Source organism: Oscillibacter sp. PC13 (assembly GCF_900115635.1).
Taxonomy (GTDB): Bacteria; Bacillota; Clostridia; order Oscillospirales; family Oscillospiraceae; genus Oscillibacter.
Map to the genome: position 1 here is coordinate 1 of NZ_FOXE01000028.1, position 20,093 is coordinate 20,093.

Annotated in this window: 20 protein-coding genes; 7 read left to right on the forward strand and 13 right to left on the reverse strand. The window is 53.8% G+C overall.

The features are described 5' to 3' along the window. Window positions 1-455, reverse strand: a 455-nt coding sequence (locus BMZ81_RS13290; protein WP_177187323.1) for a Na/Pi symporter, incomplete at its 3' end; no start/stop codon positions are given. Window positions 456-701: 246 nt separating this feature from the next. Next, entirely contained in the window at window positions 702-1,565 is an 864-nt protein-coding gene (locus BMZ81_RS13300; protein WP_091132917.1) for a patatin-like phospholipase family protein, read from the reverse strand. Window positions 1,566-1,846: 281 nt separating this feature from the next. On the opposite strand from BMZ81_RS13300, the gene BMZ81_RS13305 reads away from it, so the two are divergent. Then, window positions 1,847-3,316 carry a DUF1538 domain-containing protein gene (locus BMZ81_RS13305; RefSeq protein WP_242942652.1) on the forward strand — a complete coding sequence of 490 codons (1,470 nt, stop codon included), beginning with the start codon at window positions 1,847-1,849 and terminating at the stop codon, window positions 3,314-3,316. A 47-nt stretch (window positions 3,317-3,363) separates the two neighbouring features. Next, entirely contained in the window at window positions 3,364-4,029 is a 666-nt protein-coding gene (locus BMZ81_RS13310; RefSeq protein ID WP_091132922.1) for a P-II family nitrogen regulator, read from the forward strand. 79 nt (window positions 4,030-4,108) lie between these two features. Here BMZ81_RS13310 and BMZ81_RS13315 read toward each other — a convergent pair whose 3' ends face one another. Continuing rightward, entirely contained in the window at window positions 4,109-4,537 is a 429-nt protein-coding gene (locus BMZ81_RS13315; protein WP_091132925.1) for a ribonuclease P Rpr2/Rpp21/SNM1 subunit family protein, read from the reverse strand. A 189-nt stretch (window positions 4,538-4,726) separates the two neighbouring features. On the opposite strand from BMZ81_RS13315, the gene htpG reads away from it, so the two are divergent. Further along, window positions 4,727-6,610: a molecular chaperone HtpG gene (htpG, locus tag BMZ81_RS13320; protein ID WP_091132951.1), complete on the forward strand. Its 1,884-nt coding sequence runs from the start codon at window positions 4,727-4,729 to the stop codon at window positions 6,608-6,610. Window positions 6,611-6,660: 50 nt separating this feature from the next. Beyond that, window positions 6,661-7,095: a hypothetical protein gene (locus BMZ81_RS13325; protein WP_143072790.1), complete on the forward strand. Its 435-nt coding sequence runs from the start codon at window positions 6,661-6,663 to the stop codon at window positions 7,093-7,095. Between the two features lie 41 nt (window positions 7,096-7,136). Here the strand turns inward: BMZ81_RS13325 and BMZ81_RS13330 are convergent, their stop codons facing one another. The 8 genes from BMZ81_RS13330 to BMZ81_RS13365 all read right to left on the reverse strand — a co-directional run bounded on the left by BMZ81_RS13330 (window position 7,137) and on the right by BMZ81_RS13365 (window position 15,570). After that, window positions 7,137-7,952, reverse strand: a complete 816-nt coding sequence (locus BMZ81_RS13330) for a glycosyltransferase family 8 protein (protein ID WP_091132930.1) — start codon at window positions 7,950-7,952, stop codon at window positions 7,137-7,139. Between the two features lie 20 nt (window positions 7,953-7,972). Next, window positions 7,973-9,091, reverse strand: a complete 1,119-nt coding sequence (locus BMZ81_RS13335; RefSeq protein WP_091132953.1) for a DUF3810 domain-containing protein — start codon at window positions 9,089-9,091, stop codon at window positions 7,973-7,975. 114 nt (window positions 9,092-9,205) lie between these two features. Further along, complete coding sequence (locus BMZ81_RS13340; RefSeq protein WP_091132933.1) at window positions 9,206-9,937, reverse strand: ABC transporter ATP-binding protein; 732 nt, start codon at window positions 9,935-9,937, stop codon at window positions 9,206-9,208. 2 nt (window positions 9,938-9,939) lie between these two features. Then, a complete protein-coding gene (locus tag BMZ81_RS13345) occupies window positions 9,940-10,728 on the reverse strand; it encodes an ATP-binding cassette domain-containing protein (protein WP_091132936.1) in 789 nt (262 codons plus the stop codon). Beyond that, complete coding sequence (locus BMZ81_RS13350) at window positions 10,728-11,534, reverse strand: ABC transporter permease (RefSeq protein ID WP_091132937.1); 807 nt, start codon at window positions 11,532-11,534, stop codon at window positions 10,728-10,730. Before BMZ81_RS13350 ends, BMZ81_RS13345 begins: the two co-directional genes overlap by 1 nt. Beyond that, window positions 11,531-12,499, reverse strand: coding sequence for an ABC transporter permease (locus BMZ81_RS13355; RefSeq protein ID WP_091132939.1), 969 nt, complete (start codon window positions 12,497-12,499; stop codon window positions 11,531-11,533). Before BMZ81_RS13355 ends, BMZ81_RS13350 begins: the two co-directional genes overlap by 4 nt. A 51-nt stretch (window positions 12,500-12,550) precedes the next feature. Further along, window positions 12,551-14,104, reverse strand: coding sequence for an ABC transporter substrate-binding protein (locus tag BMZ81_RS13360; protein WP_091132940.1), 1,554 nt, complete (start codon window positions 14,102-14,104; stop codon window positions 12,551-12,553). A 209-nt stretch (window positions 14,105-14,313) separates the two neighbouring features. Next, a complete protein-coding gene (locus tag BMZ81_RS13365) occupies window positions 14,314-15,570 on the reverse strand; it encodes an AI-2E family transporter (protein WP_091132942.1) in 1,257 nt (418 codons plus the stop codon). Between the two features lie 134 nt (window positions 15,571-15,704). Here BMZ81_RS13365 and BMZ81_RS13370 point away from each other — a divergent pair, with 134 nt between their 5' ends. Both BMZ81_RS13370 and BMZ81_RS13375 read left to right on the forward strand, forming a co-directional pair. After that, window positions 15,705-16,592 carry a diacylglycerol/lipid kinase family protein gene (locus tag BMZ81_RS13370; RefSeq protein WP_091132944.1) on the forward strand — a complete coding sequence of 296 codons (888 nt, stop codon included), beginning with the start codon at window positions 15,705-15,707 and terminating at the stop codon, window positions 16,590-16,592. Window positions 16,593-16,618: 26 nt separating this feature from the next. Further along, window positions 16,619-17,203, forward strand: a complete 585-nt coding sequence (locus BMZ81_RS13375; protein ID WP_242942651.1) for an NUDIX hydrolase — start codon at window positions 16,619-16,621, stop codon at window positions 17,201-17,203. A 47-nt stretch (window positions 17,204-17,250) separates the two neighbouring features. On the opposite strand, the gene BMZ81_RS13380 is transcribed toward BMZ81_RS13375, so the two are convergent. Beyond that, window positions 17,251-18,165, reverse strand: a complete 915-nt coding sequence (locus BMZ81_RS13380; RefSeq protein WP_177187324.1) for a LysR family transcriptional regulator — start codon at window positions 18,163-18,165, stop codon at window positions 17,251-17,253. A 266-nt stretch (window positions 18,166-18,431) separates the two neighbouring features. Here BMZ81_RS13380 and BMZ81_RS13385 point away from each other — a divergent pair, with 266 nt between their 5' ends. Beyond that, the gene (locus BMZ81_RS13385) at window positions 18,432-19,562 is read left to right on the forward strand and encodes an acyl-CoA dehydrogenase family protein (protein ID WP_091132947.1); all 1,131 of its coding nucleotides are present in this window, start codon (window positions 18,432-18,434) and stop codon (window positions 19,560-19,562) included. A 185-nt stretch (window positions 19,563-19,747) separates the two neighbouring features. On the opposite strand, the gene BMZ81_RS14155 is transcribed toward BMZ81_RS13385, so the two are convergent. Then, window positions 19,748-20,093, reverse strand: a 346-nt coding sequence (locus BMZ81_RS14155; protein ID WP_091132949.1) for a hotdog fold domain-containing protein, incomplete at its 5' end; no start/stop codon positions are given.

Consider the following 20,093-nt stretch of genomic DNA (forward strand, 5'->3'; position numbering starts at 1 on the left):
AAGCCAACCATAATCCGGCCAATATCCCGCCGCTTCTGCTTCTTGGAGCCCATAATCAGGACGATGCCGATCAAAGCAATCACGGGAGAGAAGTTTTCTGGCTTAAACAGATTGACGAAAACACTTTCGCTTTGAATTCCCGTCAAAGATAAGATCCAGGCAGTCAGGGTCGTACCGATGTTGGAACCCATAATGACGCCAATGGTCTGTCCCAACTCCATTACACCGGAGTTTACAAGACCCACCAGCATAACAGTCATGGCGGAAGAAGATTGAATCGCAATGGTAATCCCCGCCCCCAGAAGCAGGCTTTTAAAGGGATTGGAGGTCATTTTTTTCAAGAGGCGCTCCAGTTTGCCGCCGGCCATCTTCTCCAGGCTCTTTGACATGGTGGTCATGCCGTAGAGGAAGAAGGCCAACCCCCCGCAGAGAGTAAAGACGGAGAAAACATCCATACCAGATACTCCTTTTTTCCCAAATAGAAGCCCCGCAATTTCCGCGGGGCAAGCTACGTATCAATTATGTTTTATGATACTTTACTATTATATATGCAAAAGCACAAACTGGAAAGGGGGAAAAGGAGAAATTTGCAATGTTTGAACAAATAATTAGAGGAAATGTATAAAAGAAAATTGTAATCAAATAAAATTTATGCAAGATATAAAAATGTTCCGCAATTTGCGGAACATTTTTAAAAATCATTACACCTCAGAGCCGGTCCAAAGATCCCGAACTGCCGCTGCTGCATGCTGACCGGCAAAATAGCCTGCCTGCCAAAGAGAACGGATTTTGTTCAGATCCCGCTCTGTGCGGGAAAAGCCAGCTGTGCTCTCTGGCGCAATGATCAAAGCCTGCCCGGCCTGCTCCAAGGCAAACAGATCGGCACGGTTTTGGTTATACTGCTCCGCACGGTGTTCCATGGTTTCTACAAAGCGGGGATATTTCCGAAAACGGCGGCGAATCAGCGGCAGCATGCTATCTGGCTTTCTGCGGTAATCCCGCTCCCGGGTCAAAACGACCACCAAGCGGTCACATCCCATTTCCAGAGCGCGGCACCAGGGAATGGCATCGGCACAGCCTCCGTCCAGGTATGGCTGCCCATTCAGGTGAATTACGGGAAACATGATGGGGATGGCACAGGTGGCCTGCAGCAGCAAAAAATGTTCGTCGTATCTTGGGACCGGAAGATATTCTGCACGGCCAGTATTCAGATTGGTCACAACGGCTTCCGCCATGCCGGGGTAGGCGGCAAATGCCTCGTAATCAAATGGAAGAAGCTCATTTGGAATAGTTTCGTAGGAAAATTTCAGCCCAAAGTAACAGCGGTTCTTGGGATTGAGAAGGTTCCCAAGACCGATATAGCGTTTGTCGTTTGCATAGGTGGTCAGCAGCTGCAGATTCCGCCGACTCTGTCCGGAGAGATAGCTGACACCGTATGCAATGCCGGCGGAAACCCCTATCGTGTAGTCGGGCATGGGCAGGCCGAGATCCAGAAAGGCATCGCAGACACCGGAGGAAAAGATGGTCCGGAAGGCGCCGCCCTCCAGCACAAGACCGGTTTTCACAAAAAGTCACTCCTCGCTCGGAATAGAATGAAATCAGTATAGCACGATCTGCTGGAAAAGAAAAGCAAGTGAGAGAAGGACGGCCGATGCCCGCCAAGAAGATGTTAAGGAAAATGACCGTGGAAAATCCGCATTGTGAAGACAAGCCTCGTTATGCTACAATCAAATAACGGGAAGAATGAGATGCAGGGGGGATGCGAGTGTTTCGAAAAAAGAGACATCCATGGCAGGAACAGTTGGGACAAAACCGGACTGTGCTGAAGGAAAAGCTGCAGGAGGCAATGGCCTCTGTGCTGCCCATTACCGCCATTGTATTGGTGCTGTGCTTTTCCATCGCACCCATTCCAACTGCCACATTCATGACATTTTTAATTGGCGCGGTCCTTCTGATTCTGGGGATGGGGCTGTTTACCCTGGGAGCTGACACGGCTATGACGCCGATCGGCGAACGGGTGGGTGCAGCGATGACCCGCTCCCGCAAGCTGGGGGTGGTCATTGGTGTCGGCTTTTTGATCGGCGTGATCGTCACGATGTCCGAACCGGATTTGCAGGTGCTGGCCACCCAGGTCCCAGGTGTTCCCAACCAGTATTTGATTGGCGCTGTGGCGGTGGGCGTCGGACTTTTTCTGGTGATTGCCCTGCTGCGCATTTTGTTCCGGATTCCCCTCAACTGGATGCTGGTGGTTTTCTATATGGTGGTCTTTGCCTTGGCTGCCTTTGTCCCGGGGGACTTTCTTGCAATCGCCTTTGATTCTGGCGGTGTGACAACCGGCCCCATGACAGTGCCCTTTATCATGGCACTGGGTGTTGGCGTTGCCTCTATCCGCAGCGATGAAAACGCAGCCCAGGACAGCTTTGGCTTGGTGGCCTTATGCTCCATTGGCCCCATTTTGGCAGTGATGGTGCTGGCGTTGATCTATCCCTCTGCTGGCGCTTATACACCGGTGCAGGTGCCGAATGCGAAGGACAGCAGGGCCTTGTGGGCGCTGTTTGAGGCGAGCTTCCCTGCATATTTGAAGGAGGTTGCGGTGTGCCTAGCGCCAATTGCGGTGTTCTTTGCGGTGTTCCAGGTGATCTCTTTAAAACTAAAGAAGAAAAAAGTGTTGAAAATTGTTGTGGGTCTCTTATATACTTATGTGGGACTGGTTCTGTTTCTGACGGGAGTCAATGTGGGCTTTATGCCTGCAGGCAACTATCTGGGCCAGCAGATTGCATCCCTTTCCTACAATTGGATTCTAGTTCCAATTGGGATGCTGATGGGCTGGTTCATTGTGCAGGCGGAGCCGGCAGTCCATGTGCTGAACAAGCAGGTGGAGGAGATTACCTCCGGAGCAATTCCGGGAAAGGCCATGAGTACCAGCCTTTCCGCAGGCGTGGCAATTTCCATCGGCCTTGCCATGGTGCGGGTTCTTACTGGGATCTCCATTTTTTGGTTTGTGATGCCGGGGTATCTGGCTGCGATTGCCATGTCCTTTTTTGTACCGAGGATATTCACGGCAATTGCCTTTGACTCCGGTGGTGTGGCTTCCGGCCCCATGACAGCGACCTTTTTGCTGCCCTTCGCTATGGGAGCCTGTGACGCGCTGGGGGGCGATATTATCACAGACGCATTTGGTGTGGTGGCTATGGTGGCGATGACGCCGCTTCTGACCATCCAGATGCTGGGTCTGCTGTATCAAAAAAAGCTCAAACGTGCGCCTCAGGAGGAAAAGCCAGCGATTGTCTCCGACGAGGAAATCATCGAGCTATGAGGAACGGCGGCATGGAGACAACGGAACAAGAGAGAGGAGGGGCGCCCATGCATGGAGCCGATCTCATTATTACCATTACAGACCGCACCCGGTGCGGAGAATTTGCGGCTTGGTATCAGGAGCACGGCGTTTCCCTGGTGCTGACGGCCCTGGGCCACGGCACCGCAACGGCGGAGATTCTGGATTTTCTTGGGCTGGAGGCATCGGAGAAAGCAGTGATGTTCTGCGTGGCACCGCACTCCCCGCGAATGGTGCGGGAGGCGGCCCGGGCACTGTGGCTGGATGTGCCGGGGAACGGCGTTTTGATGACGGTGCCGGTGTGCAGCATCGGTGGTATGGCCACCAAGGAGTATCTGGTGCGGGAGCAGGAGGGAGAAGAGAGCATGGAAAAGGTCCCGAGCCACGAGCTGATTGTAGTAATCACGAACCAGGGATGCACGGATATGGTGATGGAGGCCGCCAGGGAGGCCGGGGCCGGCGGCGGCACGGCGATTCACGCCAAGGGGACGGGAATGGAACTGGCCAGTAAATTTTTCGGGGTATCCATTGCAGCAGAAAAGGAGATGCTGTTCATTCTGGTGCGGGAACAGGATAAAAAGCCGATTATGAAGGCGGTGATGACCAAGGCTGGGATGCAGAGCGAGGCGCAGTCCCTGGTGTTCTCCCTGCCGGTGAATGAGATTGCAGGCCTTCGGGTATTAGAGGAGACATAATCCGGCGGATTGAAGAATGGGCTGGTGAGGATGTGTGCGAAAAAACCGGACTGCAGAGATCCGCAGTCCGGTTTTTCGATCAGGTTTTTGCATGGATTTGAGCACCGCATTTTGGACAGGTGATCACAATCTTTCCCTTTCCGACCGGAACCCGGCAAATTGTTTTGCAGGCCTTGCAGGTATAATACTTGTGCGTTTTGTCTGCGTGACGCTCCCGGGCTCCCTGAAAACGGCTTTTGAACCGCCAGATGCGGTTTAACCATCGGCTGTTTTCCTCGCGGCGCTTATAGAGATTTTTGGAGAAAATACGGAACAATGCACCCGCCCAAAAGACGATAGAAATCCAATACAGCACGGTTCCGATTACTGCTTGGCGGCGGGTAACCAGAGAGGAGACCAGAAGCAGAAGCAAGCAGCCCCACACCATGGACAGTCCAAGTTGGTCCACTCCGTTGCGCCCATACATGAACCGGGCCAGTGCGGACTTGATTTTATAAAAAATGCCCATAAAACAGGAACTCCTTTTTCGGAGAAACAAATGCTCCGGGAATTGGATATAGATTCATTTTACTCGCAAATGGCCAGACAGACAACTGCTTGGCTGCGAAATTTACAAATTGGTCATTTATTTGTTTTGTTCAATGTGGTATATTTTAAAATTGTAAAAATATTCAATACAAAGGAAGTGCACCATTCCATGGCAAAGAGACAATTCAAGGCGGAGTCCAAGCGGCTGCTGGATCTGATGATCAATTCCATCTATACCCATAAGGAGATCTTCCTGCGGGAGATCATCTCCAACGCCAGCGATGCCTGCGACAAGCTGTGCTATCAAGCCCTTACAGATGACACGGTGGGGATGAGCCGCAAGGACTTTCAGATTCAGCTGACGGCGGATAAGGATGGGCGAACGCTTACTGTATCCGACAACGGCATTGGCATGGACAAGGAGGAACTGGAGAACAATCTGGGCGTCATTGCCTCCTCCGGTTCTTATAAATTCAAACAGGAAGTGGGAGATGATGCCAAGGACACCGATGTGATCGGTCAGTTCGGTGTGGGGTTCTACTCCGCCTTTATGGTGGCGGATCATATCACGGTGGTGACAAAGAAATACGGAGCGGATACCGCTTGGATGTGGCAGTCTGCCGGGGCTGACGGCTATACCATCACAGAGTGCGAAAAAGCCGCACCCGGCACTGATATTATCATGCATTTGAAGCCCGATACGGACGACGACAAATACAGTGAATTTTTGGAGAGCTGGCGGCTGCAGGAGTTGGTGCGGAAATATTCGGACTATATCCGCTTCCCCATTCGTATGGAGGTCTCCAAGACCAGAAAGAAGGAGGGCACCCCGGAAGACCAGCCGGAGTACGAGACTTACAGCGAAGAAGAGACACTGAACTCTATGGTACCCATCTGGCAGCGGAGAAAGTCCAGCGTAAAGCCGGAGGAGTACAACAAGTTCTACCGGGATAAATTCCATGACTATGCGGATCCCCAGCGGGTAATTGCTGTGGCGGCAGAGGGGGCGGTGACCTATAAGGCGCTGCTGTTTATCCCCGGGGCAACTCCCTTTGACTTTTACTCCAAGGAGTACGAGAAGGGACTGCAGTTGTATTCCAATGGCGTGCTCATTATGGAGAAGTGTCCGGATCTGCTGCCGGAACACTTCCGTTTTGTCCGGGGCGTGGTGGATTCTCCGGATCTCAGCCTGAATATCTCCAGGGAGCTGCTGCAGCATGACCGCCAGCTGAAGGTGATTGCGGCCAATCTGGAGAAAAAAATTAAGGCGGATCTTGCCAAAATGCTGAAGGATGAGCGGGCATCCTATGATAAATTCTGGAAGAACTTCGGCCGGCAGCTGAAATATGGCGTGGTGGCAGACTTCGGTGCTCACAAGGAGCTGCTGCAGGATCTTTTGATGTTCTACTCCTCTACGGAGAAAAAGTATGTCACTCTGGAGGAATATGTCTCCCGGATGAAGGAGGATCAGAAGTATCTCTACTATGCCGCCGGAGAGAGCCTGGACAAAATTGATAAGCTGCCGCAGACGGAGATGCTGAAAGACAGCGGCACGGAAATTCTGTACTTCACGGAACAGGTAGACGAGTTCACGGCCCAGACCCTGCGAACCTATCGCGATAAGGAGTTCCGATCCATTCTGGACGAGAGCTTCGAGGGGGACGAGAGCAGGAAAGTGGAGGAGAACAGTGATATCCACAAGCCCACCTTTGACTTTGTGAAGGAGGCACTGGGCAATGCTGTCAAAGAAGTTAAGGCGTCTGTCCGCCTGAAATCCCATCCGGTGTGCCTGGCCGCGGGTGAAGGACTGAGCTTCGAGATGGAGAAGTACTTTGCCATTGTCCAGCCCGACAGCCATCTGAAGGCCGAGCGGATTCTGGAACTGAACACAGATCATCCGGCATTTCAGGCGCTGGAGCGGGCGGTTACCGCCGAACCGGAGAAGGCAAAAAAATACGCCACACTGCTGTACGACCAGGCACTGCTGATTGCGGGACTGCCGCTGGAGGATCCCTCCGCGTATACGGATCTGGTGTGTGAGCTGATGAAATGAGGAAAAACGGTCCGGTATTTCCGGGCCGTTTTTTCAGAGAGGAGCGAAGCGTGGATCCACTGAGACTGAAAGGTGACAGCACACTTCCCATCGCAATGCTCCTGCTCAGCGCCTTTTTTGCCCTGGTGCTGCTGGCAGTCGGCTGGGCGGGCGGGAAGCTGGAATCGGCGTGGTTTCTGACACTTCCGCTGTTGGCTTTTCTTTGGCTGCAGTGGCGGCGTAGATACTGTCTGGTGCTCTTCCAGGATCACTTGGAAGTGCATACCTGGCTGAGAACGGAATCCATTCCCTATGCCGGAGCAGTTGTGGAGTTCCGCCTGCGGAATCCGGTATCTGCGCGGCAGAATGCCCACCAGCCGGTACTGTGCCTGCGGAGGCATGGAAAACTGCTTGTCAGCGTACCGCGGGGGATTCTGCGAGGGGAGGACGTCCGCCAGATGACAGAATTTTTTCGGGAGTTGGACATCCGGAAGAAATTTGTATGAATCATATAAAACGCGGGGAGCCGGCCAGCTCCCCGCGTTCCTTATTGTCGCTCCAACAGGTGCTGATAGTGTTTATACAGCGCCGCAAAGTATCCCATATAGCCTTGGCTCCAGGGCTTGTTCTTTCCGCAGAAGTGGAGAATGGACGTATGCTCCATCACCCAGTCCATATCCCGCTCTCCCTGGCTGGTCATCCAGTAACGCTCATACTTCCGGGCGTCATAATTCCACAGGCTGTCATCCACCTCCAGGATCCTGGCCCCGTAAAGGCCATTGAGAATATCCTGGTCCGGTAAAATCAAAAGGTCGGCATGCTCCCGGGCATAGGCATAAATATCCTCCGCCCGCACGGCATGGCGCATGGCCGCAAGGTTCATGACCAACACACCGGAGTTAAAATAGGCCTCCGCCTCATAGTTGTCCAGCCGCATCCGGTTTACTTGATCCGAAATGCCGGAGAAGAGCCCGCTGTGGGTGGCAGCCGCCATCAGGAAACTGCCAAGATTCGTCTCATACAGGGGCTGTACTGGGTTGATGACCAGAATATCCGGATCCAGGTAGAGAATCCGGTCCAAATCCTTTGGCAGCAGCTGAGCTGCCAAAAGCCGGTAATACATAGCCCGGGAGTAATAACGGACCACCGGCGCCTCTTTAAACAGCGTTTCCGGGACCGTTAATGGATGCAGGGTGTGCCGGGTGCCGCAAAGGGCGGAGAGATCCGCGAGATCTACCTGTGTCAGGCTGTCACCAATCAGATAGATGTGAAAGGCGGCGCCGGGGTTGTTGAAAAACAGCGATCCCAGCATCACACGCAAGGGACGCAGATAATTGCGATCCAACGTTACCAAAATGTTCATCGCCTCTCTCCGTTCCTGTATCAGGATGCGAAAGCGGCATCCCGGTAATAGACAACCAGCAAATCCACCACCATGCCATAGGACTGCAGTCCATGTGTTTCCCCGTAGCTTTTTAAAAATCCCTCGTAAATCTGATTGGACACCTTTTGGGCGGTGGTGTCCTGAAACTGTGCCCAGTAGGTATTGTTATCCGTTAAATCCGCCCGGACTGACGCCGGCAGATGATCCCGAATGGAGCGATAGGCATCGGGGTTGACCTTGTACAGGGCGTTTCCCAAATGAATATATCCCAGCAGCCAGCCGGAGTATGCATAGGCATCGTTTCCACAGGTAGTGCAGGCCAGGATGGAGAGAAAATTGCACTCCTGCTCCAGAGCGACGCTCCGCAGGTGGGCCAGCTCGTGGGCCGCAGTGGCGGGAAGCAGGCAGGCGGGACTGTCCATATTGACGTTGGCCTCCCCCGTATAGGGGCAATAAATACCGGTAAAATCCAGAGCGCTCATCATGCGGGAAAAGTATACGGGCTTCACGCCGGGATCGTCAAGGGCCAGGAAGGGAAACTCCTGTTCCAGTACGTCGTAGGCATGGACGCTGTCCGCCAGAATCTCCGCCTTGGAAACAGAGAACAGAGAGGATTTATCCCGCGGCACTAGATCTGCCGCTTCAGTCAGGCGGTCTGCGAAATACTGCGTAACGGTCAGAAGGTCCTCTTCCGCCACGGGCTGGGCATAGATGCCGGAGCGGTCCTGAAAACTTTCGGTGTAGTAATGGACGCCCCAGAGATAGCAAAAGCCCACATAGATGGTAAGGCCGACACACACGGCACCCAGTACGGCGCGGTAGACCTGCTGTCCGCGGCGGCCTCTTGAGCACGTTACGGCAGCGGCATTCCACACCAGATAACCTGCTGCAAAGATAACCAGCAGGACACAAAACAGCTCTGCCACAGAGAAGGAAACCAGATAACACACCCGCCCAACCGCCTGGCGCACGGCCGCAGAGCCATCTGCCAAAGCACAGATAATGGGAGGAATTCTCTGGCAAATCCAGAAGGCTGCCAGCAGACAGACGTCCGCCAGCAGCCAGAGATGCAGCGTTCGATGACGCAGAAAAAATGCCTTTAAAGGAGTCTTCTTCATAGATGTATCCAAAATCATAAAAATTATTTTTAGGCCATATGTTGTATGCGGTATCAGGGTGAACCTACGGCACTGTGGGATATTCGAATCCAATAAACGGACCGGAAAAATGCGCTACTCCGCTGCTGCCAGAAGATGTCGGGTATACTCGGCCTGGGGGTGATCAAAAATCTGTTCCACAGGGCCCTGCTCTACAATCCGGCCGGATTTCATCACCAGAACCCGGTCGCACAGCTGATAGACGACGTTCAAATCATGGGAGATAAAGAGATAGCTTAAATCCAACTCATTCCGCAGGGTTTTCAGCAGTTTTAATATCTGGGCCTGAATGGTTACATCCAGTGCACTGACCGGTTCATCGGCGATGAGGAATCTTGGACGCTGGATGAGCGCCGTGGCAATGGAAACCCGCTGCCGCTGTCCACCGGAGAGCTCTTCCGGCCTGGCGGACAGGCACTCCTCCGGGAGCTCTACCCGATCCAGCATTTCCCGGACCCGGCGCTTCCGCTCCGGAGCGGAATATTTGCCGAAAATCCGCAGGGGCTCCTCCAGAATCCACCCCACGGTATAGGCGGGATTTAAGGAGCTGTATGGATCCTGAAAGACCATCTGAGGACGCTTGGTATAGTGGATTACCTGCCCTTTGTCTGGCTTCACCATCCCGAGGATGGTTTTGGCCAGGGTGGACTTTCCGGTTCCGGATTCGCCCACAAGGCCCAGAATTTCCCCATGGCGGACTTCAAATGTCACGTCGTGCAGAACCTCCTGATAGGTGCCCCGGCGCAGGAAGCCACCGCTGTAATAGCCGCTGGTAACATGCTGGACGGAGAGAACAAGCTCCTCCATTTTTACGGTGCCTCCTTTCGCTGACGGGTGGGAATGGCAGCAATGAGCCGTTTGGTATAGTCCTGCTGAGGAGTGTGAAACACATCCTCCGTGGCGCCCTCCTCCACTAAAAGTCCGCGCTGCATGACAGCCACCCGCGCACAGAGCTTCCGCACGACGTTGAGGTTATGCGAGATAAACAGCATGGAGATACCAAATTCCCCATTCAGCCTTTTTAAAAGCTCCAAAATCTGGGCTTGGATGGTAACGTCCAGGGCGGTGGTGGGCTCGTCCAGCAGCAGCAGTTTGGGCCGGGAGATAATGGCAGCGGCAATCATCGCCCGCTGCAGCATCCCGCCGGAAAGCTCGTGGGGATATTTTTCATAGATGGTGACGGGGTCTGGAAGCTCTACTGCCTCCAGGGCCTCCAGCGTCCGCTGCCTGCGTTCTTCACGGGAGAGCTTGGTGTGAATGCGGAGCGTTTCCTCCACTTGATTGCCAATTCGCATCAGGGGATCCATGGCGCTCATTGGCTCCTGGAACACCACTCCGATATCCCGGCCCTGGATCTTCCGGAGCACCGTCCGGTCCGCATGAAGCAGTTCCATACCATCCAGCAGAATTTGGCCGGAGTAGTCGCACTGGCGGCGGGGCAGCAGCCCTGCCACGCTCATGGCGGTAACGGATTTTCCGGATCCGGACTCGCCCACAAGGCCCAAAATTTCACCGTCGCGAATGGACAGGGACACGCCGGCTACGGCCTCCCGGCTGCGGGTGTGGAATTTCACATGTAGGTTCTGAATTTCCAGCATCAGGCTACCTCCTTGCCACGGCGCTGCAGGCCCTCACCAATCAGCCCGACGCTGAATACCAGCAGGACAATGGTAAAGCCCGTGCCAAGGGCGTACCATGGCGCGGCGGAGAACATCCCCTGAGCCTCGGAGAGCATATAGCCAAGAGAGGCGTCTGGCGGGGTGACGCCAATGCCCAGGTAGCTCATGGAGGCCTCTGCCAAAACCGCGTTGTTGAAGCCGATGGTAATGGCGGGGAGCAGGATTTGTGCAGTGTTGGGCAGCATATGCACCAACAAAATACGGGCCTTACCCGCCCCCATCAGCCGGACGCTTTTTACATAATTTACATCCCGCAAAGAGGCAAAGGCCGTGCGGGTGACCCGGGCAAAGCTGGGAATAAACACCACACCCAGCGCCAGAATGACATTGTATTTACTGCCTGGCCCCAGCACGCTGATGAACACCAATGCCAGAAGAATGCTGGGAAAGGCGGTCATTACGTCATTGAAACGCATCAGGGCCTCATCCACAATGCCGCCGAAGTACCCGGTGAGGGCGCCTACTGCCGTACCGCATACAGCACCGATGGCCACGGTGCAAAAGGCAATGCCGGCAGTTGTTCCGGCGCCTTTCAGCACCCGGCTGAAAATGTCCCGGCCGAAGTTGTCAGTACCCATCAGATGGCGCAGGGAGGGGCCGAGAAACTTCTCGCTGCCGTTCATGGCGGTAGGAGAATAGGGCGTCCAGAAAAATCCAAGACAAATGAGAACTGCCAGAACACCCGTCAGGAAAAGGCCCGTCCGCAAGTAGTTGTTTTGCTTCATTTGGCACCCCCCAGACGCAGCCGCGGGTCGATTTGCTGATTTACCAGATCCGCCAAAGTGCTTGCCAGCACCACCCAGAAAGCAAGAATCACCACAATGACCTGCACCACCGGGTAATCCCGGTTGGAGATGGAGGCCACCAGCATCCGGCCAAGACCGGGGATACCGAACACCTGCTCCACGACAATGCTGGCTGCCACAATCTCCGCCATGGTCTGGGCCAGGAAGGTGACCACCGGCACCAGAGAATTCTTCAGCACATGACGGTATAGAACGGAACCCCGGTCGTTACCCCGGGAGATTACAGTACGGACATAGTCCTTCCGCATTTCACTGATGATGGTGCTGCGCAGCATACGCACCGTCATAGCAACGCGGGGAATGGCAATGGAGACGGCAGCGAAGAACAGATATCTCAGCGCGCCGCCGGGATGTTCGGTCAGCTCTGGAAATTGGCCGGGGACAAACCACTTCAACAAAATTCCAAACAGCCAGGAGAGCAGGATGCCGGTAAAAAACGGGGGAATCGCCATGCAAAGCTGGTTGAAAACCGTACGGACAATATCCCAAAACCGCCAGAACCAGCCGGTGCGGCCCTCATAGCGGATGGACCAGACGCCAAGCGGAATGGACACCGCGGCGATCAAAAGAAAACTTAAAAAACTCAGGCACAGGGTTACCAAAACCTTGGGGGCAATCAAATCCGCCACCGGCTGCTGATAGCTGTACGAGGTGCCCAAATTACCGGAAAAAAAACCGGCCAGCCATTCGCCGTATCGCACCATCAGCGGGCGATCCAGCCCCATTTCAGCCTGCAGCGCCGCCAGCCGCTCCGGCGTAATCTCGGTACCCAGCTTCGCTGCCGCCGCATCGCCGGAGATGACGGAAAACGCTGCAAACGTCAGAAAGGAGACGACAACCATGGTGACCAGCAGCATGGCAAGTCGTTTCGCTGCGAACTTCATGGATGTCATCTCCCTTCCGGGCAAGCGGCTGGAAAACGGCCGCCTGGCATATTACTGCACGTAGTGGACCGTGGAGAGGTCCAGCACGTAAATGGGATAGGTCTGCAGGCCATCCAGTGTGTTGCGGACAGCCACCAAATCCGCCAGATCCTGGATGTAGACATTGGCGGCATGCTCCGTCAGGTTTCGCTCCATCTGCTTGTAGATCTCCGTCTGCTCCGCGTCGTCATAGCAGGCCTGTGCCTGGGCAAACAGCGCATCATAGTCGTCATTCTCGTAATTGATGAAGTTGTTGTCCGCCTGAGAGGTAAAGCGCTCCAACAAGGCACGGGCAGTCATGTTGGAGGCGTCCACACCCACCACAGTGGACTGGTACTGCCGGCCGGCATATACGTCAGAGAGCCAGGTCCCCCACTCCACGGGCTGAATTTCTGCAGTGATGCCCACGGCCTTCAGCTGCTCCACCAGCACCTGGGCGGTGTCGATGTGAGGCTGGTAGTTGGAGGGTACGGTAATGGTCATGGAGAAGCCGTCGGGATAGCCGGCCTCTGCCAGCAATGCCTTGGCCCTTTCCACGTCACGGGTGTAATAATTGGACAACTCGTCATCAAAATATTTGCCGAAGGCAGGATACATGCTGGAACCGATGGGGCTGCCGTATCCATCAAAGGCCAAATCGATGATCTCCTGCTTATCGATGGCATAGCACAGCGCCTGCCGGACCTTTTCATTGTCAAAGGGAGCCGCCTTGTTGTTCAGGTACATAGCCTGCACCAGGTTCATGGTGCTCTCCACCACGTTGAAATCACTGCCCAACTGAGCCACCTGCGTGCTGGTGAGATGAGCAAACAGATCTACAGCGCCGCTCTGGAGGCTCATCAGAATGCTGTCAGCATTTTCGATGATCTTAAAGGTAACTTTATCCAGCTGGGCCGGGGTGCCCCAATAGTCGGAAAACTTCTCCATCACAATGGAGTCCTGGGCAGTGCGAGAGACAAATTTGAAAGGACCGGTGCCAACGGGGGCAGTGTCCTGCTGGTCATAATCCGCCGGAAGGATGGCTGTCGTCATATAAGAGATGAACTCGTTGCTGGGTTCTGCAATGGTGATGACCACCGTGTGGTCGTCTGTGGCCTCTACCGACTGGATAACAGAAAACGCCTCCACCTGGAGAACTCCGGTCTCCGAGGCTTCGGCGCAGCGATTGATGGAATATACCACGTCCTCTGCTGTCACCGTGTCCCCATTGTGGAACTTTACGCCTTCCCGCAGAGTGAAGGTGTAAGTCAGCCGGTCGGGGGAGACCTCATAGCTTTCGGCGATAGCGGGGGTTAAATCTCCTTCAGAAGTGGGCTTCATCAGGCCCTCAAATACGTTAAACATGACTTCCTTGGTTCCTGCCGCCACCGCTTTGTGGGGGTCAAGACTGTCGTCCAGGTCTTGCGCAATGCCCACAGTAATCGCATTTCCCTGTGTGCCTGCATCAGTAGAGCCGTTTGTCTGTCCGTTCTCCGGCGCCTGTTCTGTGCTGCCGTCTCCGCATCCGCTGAGTACGGTGCCCAGGAGGCTGACCAGAAGAAGGAGTGCCAGGATTCTCTTCTTCATGTCGATTTCTCCTTTTCATCACTGCCGCTTTGGGTCAGTGTTGGACGGAAATTGCCCGCCCTGACAAAATCATTCGGCTCCATATTCAATTGTTTTTAGAGCCGCATAGGGTCATACCGTTATTTTCATGACGATATAAACACCCTACGAGGCTGTATTGTACACGATGAATATCAGGATTGCAAGAGGGTTTGATAAAAAATGAAACCTCATCGGTCCGTGCCCGGCTTGCTGCTGGGCGAATCTGCTTCCGGTGGATGAAAGTGATTGGGAGCGCCTGTGCGGTAAGCATCGATCTCGATGGGAAGATCCTTTTTCCGCAGGCGCATATCCACAAAGAAGGTAAGCGCACAGTACAGGCAGGCACAGACCGGTACGCCGAAAAACATGCCGGCCACGCCAAAAAAGCTGCCGCCCACCAAAATGGCGATGATCACCCAAAGGCTGGAGAGGCCTGTTTTGTCCCCCAGGATCAGAGGGCCAATGATGTTGCCATCCAGCTGCTGCAGAGCCAGAACGAAAAGGGCAAAGTACAGCGCTTGGATAGGAGATACCAGCAAAATCAAGAAGATGCTGGGAATTGCGCCAAGGAAAGGACCGAAGAAGGGAATCACATTGGTGACACCCACGATTACCGATACCAGCGGCGTATAGGGAAAATGAAGCAGGGAACAGCCGAAAAAGCAGATGATGCCGATAATGAGGGAATCCAGCAGTTTTCCGCGCACAAAGCCGGAAAAGATATGATCTGTTTTCCGGATACCGCGCAGAACCCAGTGGACATAGCGCGGGGAGACCAAGCCAAAAATAACCTTCCTGGCATAGGCGGCGCACTGCTCTTTGGTGGCCAGCAGGTAGACGGACACAATGATACCAACCAACAAATCTTTCAAGAATAAAAGCGCACTCACAACCCCGCCGGAGACGGCTCCCATCAGAACGGTGGCCTGGGGGAGAAGCTCCGTTGTCAGCCATTTCTGGATGTCCTTAAAATAGATATCCATTTGCTGTGCTACCCAGCTTTCCAGCTTGGGATTGGACTCCAGCAGACGCTGTACCCATCCGTTGATGGTATTATAGTAGTTCTCCACATTGCTAATCAGCTGCAGAATGCTGCTGTACAGCTCCGGCAGCAAAAAGGAGGCCAGAAGATATCCCAGCATGCAGACAAGCAGCCACGTCAGCAACAGGCTGACCGCCCTGACTCCACGGTGCGCTTTTTTTCCAGCCAGACGCAGTTGCCCATCCTTTTTTACAAAAAGCTCCCGCTCAAAAAAGTTGACGACAGGGGCCAACAAATAGGCGATCAGAGCGCCATAGAGAATGGGCTGTATGGCGGAAAGAAGCTTGGCTCCAAAGGAAAGGGCAGCCTTACTGCCAAAGAACGTGTCATAAAGCAGCAAAATAGCGCTGACTGTCAAAAAGACCGTCAGACCACATTTAAAATAGCGGCTTTGTCGTTTCATCTTCCACCGTCCTTATAGATTCCATTCTACACGGGCAACCTTGGAATTGCAATCCTCATTTTACCGTGATATACTGTCTTTCACACAATTTTAGCAGAAGATTTTGCGCGTTTGGCGCGGGGGGAACATGTTTTATGACGCAGAAAAAACTACTGCTTCTCTTTAATCCGCGGGCGGGGAGAAATAAGTCCCGCGGCCCTGTGTTTGATGCGGTTTCCAAGCTTTCAGAAGCCGGCTATCTGATCTCTGTGCACGAGACCAGCGCACCGGGAGATGCCACGAAGACGGTCGTGCAGGAGGGAACGGAATATGATCTGGTGGTGGCTGCGGGCGGAGATGGTACGCTGAACGAGGCAATCTCTGGTTTGATGCAGCTGGAAAAGCCGCCCCTGCTCGGATACATTCCCCAGGGCAGCACCAATGATTTCGCCGCCAGTCTGCATATCTCTGCTCATCCGGTGACGGCGGCTCAGGCGATTGTGCATAACCATCCTCGGGTGCTGGACGTCGGTCAATGGAACCAGCGCTACTTTGCATATGTGGCGTCCTTTGGAGCATTCACCAAGAGCTCCTATTCTGCGCCCCAGGCGGCGAAAAACGCACTGGGACACTTTGCCTATATTCTGGAGGGAATGATGGATTTGAATACGCTGCGGCCCTATCGGGTTCAATTGACCGCTGACAGCGAGAGACTGGATGGGGAATATTTGTTCGGAGCCGTGTGCAACTCCACCTCCATCGGCGGGCTGATGAAGCTGGATCCGGAGCGGGTAGTGCTGGATGATGGAAAGTTTGAAATGCTGCTGGTGCCGAATCCGAAAACGCCCATTGGTCTCCAGAATTTGATTTTTGCTCTGTTGAACCAGCACTACGACAGTGAGGGACTGATATTCCGCCACGTTTCCAGTGTCCGGGTGGAGACAAAAGAAGAACTGCCGTGGTCCCTGGATGGCGAATATGCGCCCAGTGTCCCGGCAGTGGACATCGTGAACCGTCAGGGTGCCCTGACAATGCTGCTGTGAACGGGCCGGGGGAGCTGAGCCGCCGTTTGGCGGCCCATACGCCGGGGCTGATGTGCAGCCGGAACCGGTACGCCATGCTCTGCCCCTTTGTGGAGCGCCAGGACGGATTGTATCTGCTCTTTGAGGTTCGGGCAGCGACTCTGCGCCGTCAGCCAGGAGAGGTTTGCTTTCCGGGGGGACGAATGGAGACAGGAGAGAGCCCGGAGGCCTGCGCGCTGAGAGAGACTGGGGAGGAACTGCACATTGCGCCGGAGCATATAGAGCTTTGGGGCAGGACGGATTTTATTGTGGATGCCTCCAACGCCTGGATGCAGCCTGTGGCGGGGAAGATCCTGCCGGAAGGTCTGACGGAGCTTCGGCCTTCCTGGACGGAGGTGGAGGAGACTTTTTTAGTGCCGCTTTCTTTTTTTCGGGAGCATGCGCCACATCTTTACCATTACGATCTGCGGCCTCTCCCTCAGATAGATTTCCCCTATGAGGAGATTGGCTTCCCGAGTGGATATGCGTTCCGGGGCGGACGGGTAGAAGTTCCAATCTGGCAGTACAATGGCCACATCATCTGGGGCCTGACGGCCCGTATCATTCGGAACATTCTGCAAATTACAGAGTGAACAGCAGTATCTCCCGCAACCAAAAGGCTGCGGGAGATACTGCTGTACTAGCGTGGAAAGCTGTTTCGCAGAGTGTCCTCCAAATAATCGAGATAAAGCCGGACATCTTCCGGAAGAGAGACTTCATGCTGTCGGAGGTAGCCGATCTGGATCCGGTGCCCATCCTGAATGGGAATGGAGATGATATTGGGATGCATATAATGCGGGGTGATACAGCCTGTTCCCACATTGTAGCAGTCTGTATAGGCCAGAATTTCATTCATGGTACCGCGGTCTTTTACATAGATGCGCTGTGAAATATCATTGCTGACAATATCAGACTCCGAAAAATAAAGAGGCACATCATCCTGCTGATAGGTGACAAAGGGAAAGCGGGTTAACTGCTCATAGGTTACAGAGGAACAGGCGGCAAGTGGATGGCCTTTACGGATATAGATGTGTTGATGAAAGGAAAATAAGGGAGTAAAGTCCAGATCCTTTGTCATAAAAGAACGCTCAAAAAAGCTCTTGGCCAAATCGTTATAGGAGAGAATCCCAATGATGCTTTTTCCGACGGATACGTCATCAATCACATCCGATGTTCTCCCCTCACGGATAATCAATTCATATTTCCTGGAGTCTAGAACTGTCAGAAGGCGGTTCAGCGCGGCAATCACATAACCGTGGTGCTGAGAGGAAATTGAGAGTTTCGTCAGGCGATTGGAATTTTGAGGATTGAAATGGTACTTGACGGATTCGGACTGTTCCAAAAGAACCTTCGCATAAAACAGCAGCTCGTTGCCGGCGTTAGTAAATAGAATTCCCTTATTCGTGCGGCTGAGAATCTGAATTTGCAGTTCTGCTTCCAGATCCCGGACTGCTTTGCTGATGCTTGGCTGCGTGACAAACAGGGCTGATGCAGCCCGACTGATGGAATCGTGCTTGGAAAGTTCTACGATGTAACGCAGCTGTTGTAAGGTCATCAGCCTGTCACCTCCAAAAAAATCGTCAAAACGCCATAAATAAATGTTATAACAAGCCATGCAAATTGTCAATTTCCATTTTTCTATACAAGGTGATAACATATATTTCGAAAACCTCTGCTGATTTAGCTTTGCCTATGATATGACGGGAAGATGGCTATCTGTGTCCGGTGCAGACTGGCTATATTTATTATTTATAGCACCTCGTCAAACGTGGCAAAAGTAGTCGGCAAAATTTGCTGAATTTTTGAAAGGTGCGTGAAGGAATGAATCCGTTTTTTACTGAAGAACAGGAAAACCTGAAGGCGCGGGCCAGAAAATTTGCCGAGGAAGTGTTGGCACCCAAGGCAAGAGAGCTTGATGAAAATGGTTTTGATCGGGCTCATTATCAAAAGGTGATGGATTCCGGTTTGGTGGGCGCGCCCCAGAGCAAGGCTGACGGCGGAGAAGGTGTGGCAACTGTTGGCCGCTGCATCATTCTGGAGGAGATCAGCCGGGTTTGCCCCTCCACGGCGTTGAGCTATCTGGTGGGCGGCATGGGACTGTATCCGGCATATGCGACGGAGGAGCAAAAGCAGAAATATTATCTGCCTTGGGTTGCTGGTAAGATTCTGCCGGCATTCTGCCTGACGGAGCCCGGCGCGGGTTCTGATGTAGCCTCTGTGGCCACCACGGCTGTACGTGACGGCGATGAGTATGTGCTGAACGGCAAGAAAACATTAACGGTCAACGGTGCAAGCGCAGACGTTTGGAACGTGTGGGCCATTACCAACCCGGATGTACCGGCCTCCAAGGGCATGTCTGCATTTATCGTCGAGAAGGGCACCCCCGGTGTGGAGACAAGGGTTCAAAAGATGATGTGCCTGCGCGGCGCCGAGGTTGCGGAAATTGAGTTCAAGAACTGCCGGATCCCTGCAAAGAATATGCTGGGTGAAGAGGGCAAGGGCTTTAAGTATGCGATGGGCGGCATTGCCGGTGGCCGCATTAATGCCGCCGCTTGTTCCATCGGTATTGCACAGCATGCGCTGGAGGAGGCCATCTCCTATGCCAAAACCAGGGTACAGTTCAAACAGCCTATTGGCAATAACCAGGGCCTGTCCTGGCAGTTGGCAGAGATGAAGTGCAAGCTGGAGTCTGCAAGAGCGCTGGTATATAAGGCCGCTGCTATGATTGACGCAGGCAGCCCCGAAGCGGGTGACTTCGCCTCCATGGCCAAGGTAGAAGCAACGGAAGCCGCACAGTTCTGCGCAGATCGCGGCCTCCAGATGCACGGCGGCTACGGCTGCACAACAGATTGTGTGGCAGAGCGTATTTACAGGGATGCACATGCGGCAAGAATTTATGATGGCACAACCGATATTCTGAAGCTGGTGGTTTCCCGCTCCCTTTTGAAATAATAATAGTCAGGAAAAACCGCGTGAACAACGCGGTTTTTTCTATCACCGCAATACTCTGAAGGGCAGATAAAAAACCTGACAGATAAAAAGGGCACCCGTTTTGTAAAACGGGTGCCCTTTTTGACATCTTGCCGTGGTCGATCGTCCATGAAGATAAGGGAGAAAGTATGAAAGAACTATATATTTCAGCGAACCTGGAACTTGGGGTCAGCGTGGTCAATGCGCTGGAAGGGCTTCTTCACGACCAGGGTGCCGACAGCCTCGCCGCAGAGGACGGGCTCGGGGAGGACGTCCGCGGCGGAGTCCGCCAGAGCAGGGTCGCGGGGCAGGGTGATGTACTTGTATGCCTCAAACTTGCAGGTCAGAGAGGTGTTGCCCACCTTTTCAATCCAGCCGGTGTACTCCATGAAGTCGCCGGCGTAGACGGGAGCCGTGAAGCGGACGTTCTCATAGCCCAAAAACAGGCTCTCGTCGCCGAACAGCCGGATGGCCAGCTCCGTGCCCACATCGCCCCAGAAGTCCAGAATGTGG

Coding starts and splice junctions, on each gene's coding strand:
- BMZ81_RS13335 (WP_091132953.1), bottom strand. CDS start 9,091: ATGAAGAAGACTCCTTTAAAGGCATTTTTTCTGCGTCATCGAACGCTG.
- BMZ81_RS13310 (WP_091132922.1), top strand. CDS start 3,364: ATGCATGGAGCCGATCTCATTATTACCATTACAGACCGCACCCGGTGC.
- BMZ81_RS13365 (WP_091132942.1), bottom strand. CDS start 15,570: ATGAAACGACAAAGCCGCTATTTTAAATGTGGTCTGACGGTCTTTTTG.
- htpG (WP_091132951.1), top strand. CDS start 4,727: ATGGCAAAGAGACAATTCAAGGCGGAGTCCAAGCGGCTGCTGGATCTG.
- BMZ81_RS13330 (WP_091132930.1), bottom strand. CDS start 7,952: ATGAACATTTTGGTAACGTTGGATCGCAATTATCTGCGTCCCTTGCGT.
- BMZ81_RS13315 (WP_091132925.1), bottom strand. CDS start 4,537: ATGGGCATTTTTTATAAAATCAAGTCCGCACTGGCCCGGTTCATGTAT.
- BMZ81_RS13305 (WP_242942652.1), top strand. CDS start 1,847: ATGGCCTCTGTGCTGCCCATTACCGCCATTGTATTGGTGCTGTGCTTT.
- BMZ81_RS13380 (WP_177187324.1), bottom strand. CDS start 18,165: ATGACCTTACAACAGCTGCGTTACATCGTAGAACTTTCCAAGCACGAT.
- BMZ81_RS13370 (WP_091132944.1), top strand. CDS start 15,705: ATGACGCAGAAAAAACTACTGCTTCTCTTTAATCCGCGGGCGGGGAGA.
- BMZ81_RS13360 (WP_091132940.1), bottom strand. CDS start 14,104: ATGAAGAAGAGAATCCTGGCACTCCTTCTTCTGGTCAGCCTCCTGGGC.
- BMZ81_RS13350 (WP_091132937.1), bottom strand. CDS start 11,534: ATGAAGCAAAACAACTACTTGCGGACGGGCCTTTTCCTGACGGGTGTT.
- BMZ81_RS13385 (WP_091132947.1), top strand. CDS start 18,432: ATGAATCCGTTTTTTACTGAAGAACAGGAAAACCTGAAGGCGCGGGCC.
- BMZ81_RS13355 (WP_091132939.1), bottom strand. CDS start 12,499: ATGAAGTTCGCAGCGAAACGACTTGCCATGCTGCTGGTCACCATGGTT.
- BMZ81_RS13345 (WP_091132936.1), bottom strand. CDS start 10,728: ATGCTGGAAATTCAGAACCTACATGTGAAATTCCACACCCGCAGCCGG.
- BMZ81_RS13340 (WP_091132933.1), bottom strand. CDS start 9,937: ATGGAGGAGCTTGTTCTCTCCGTCCAGCATGTTACCAGCGGCTATTAC.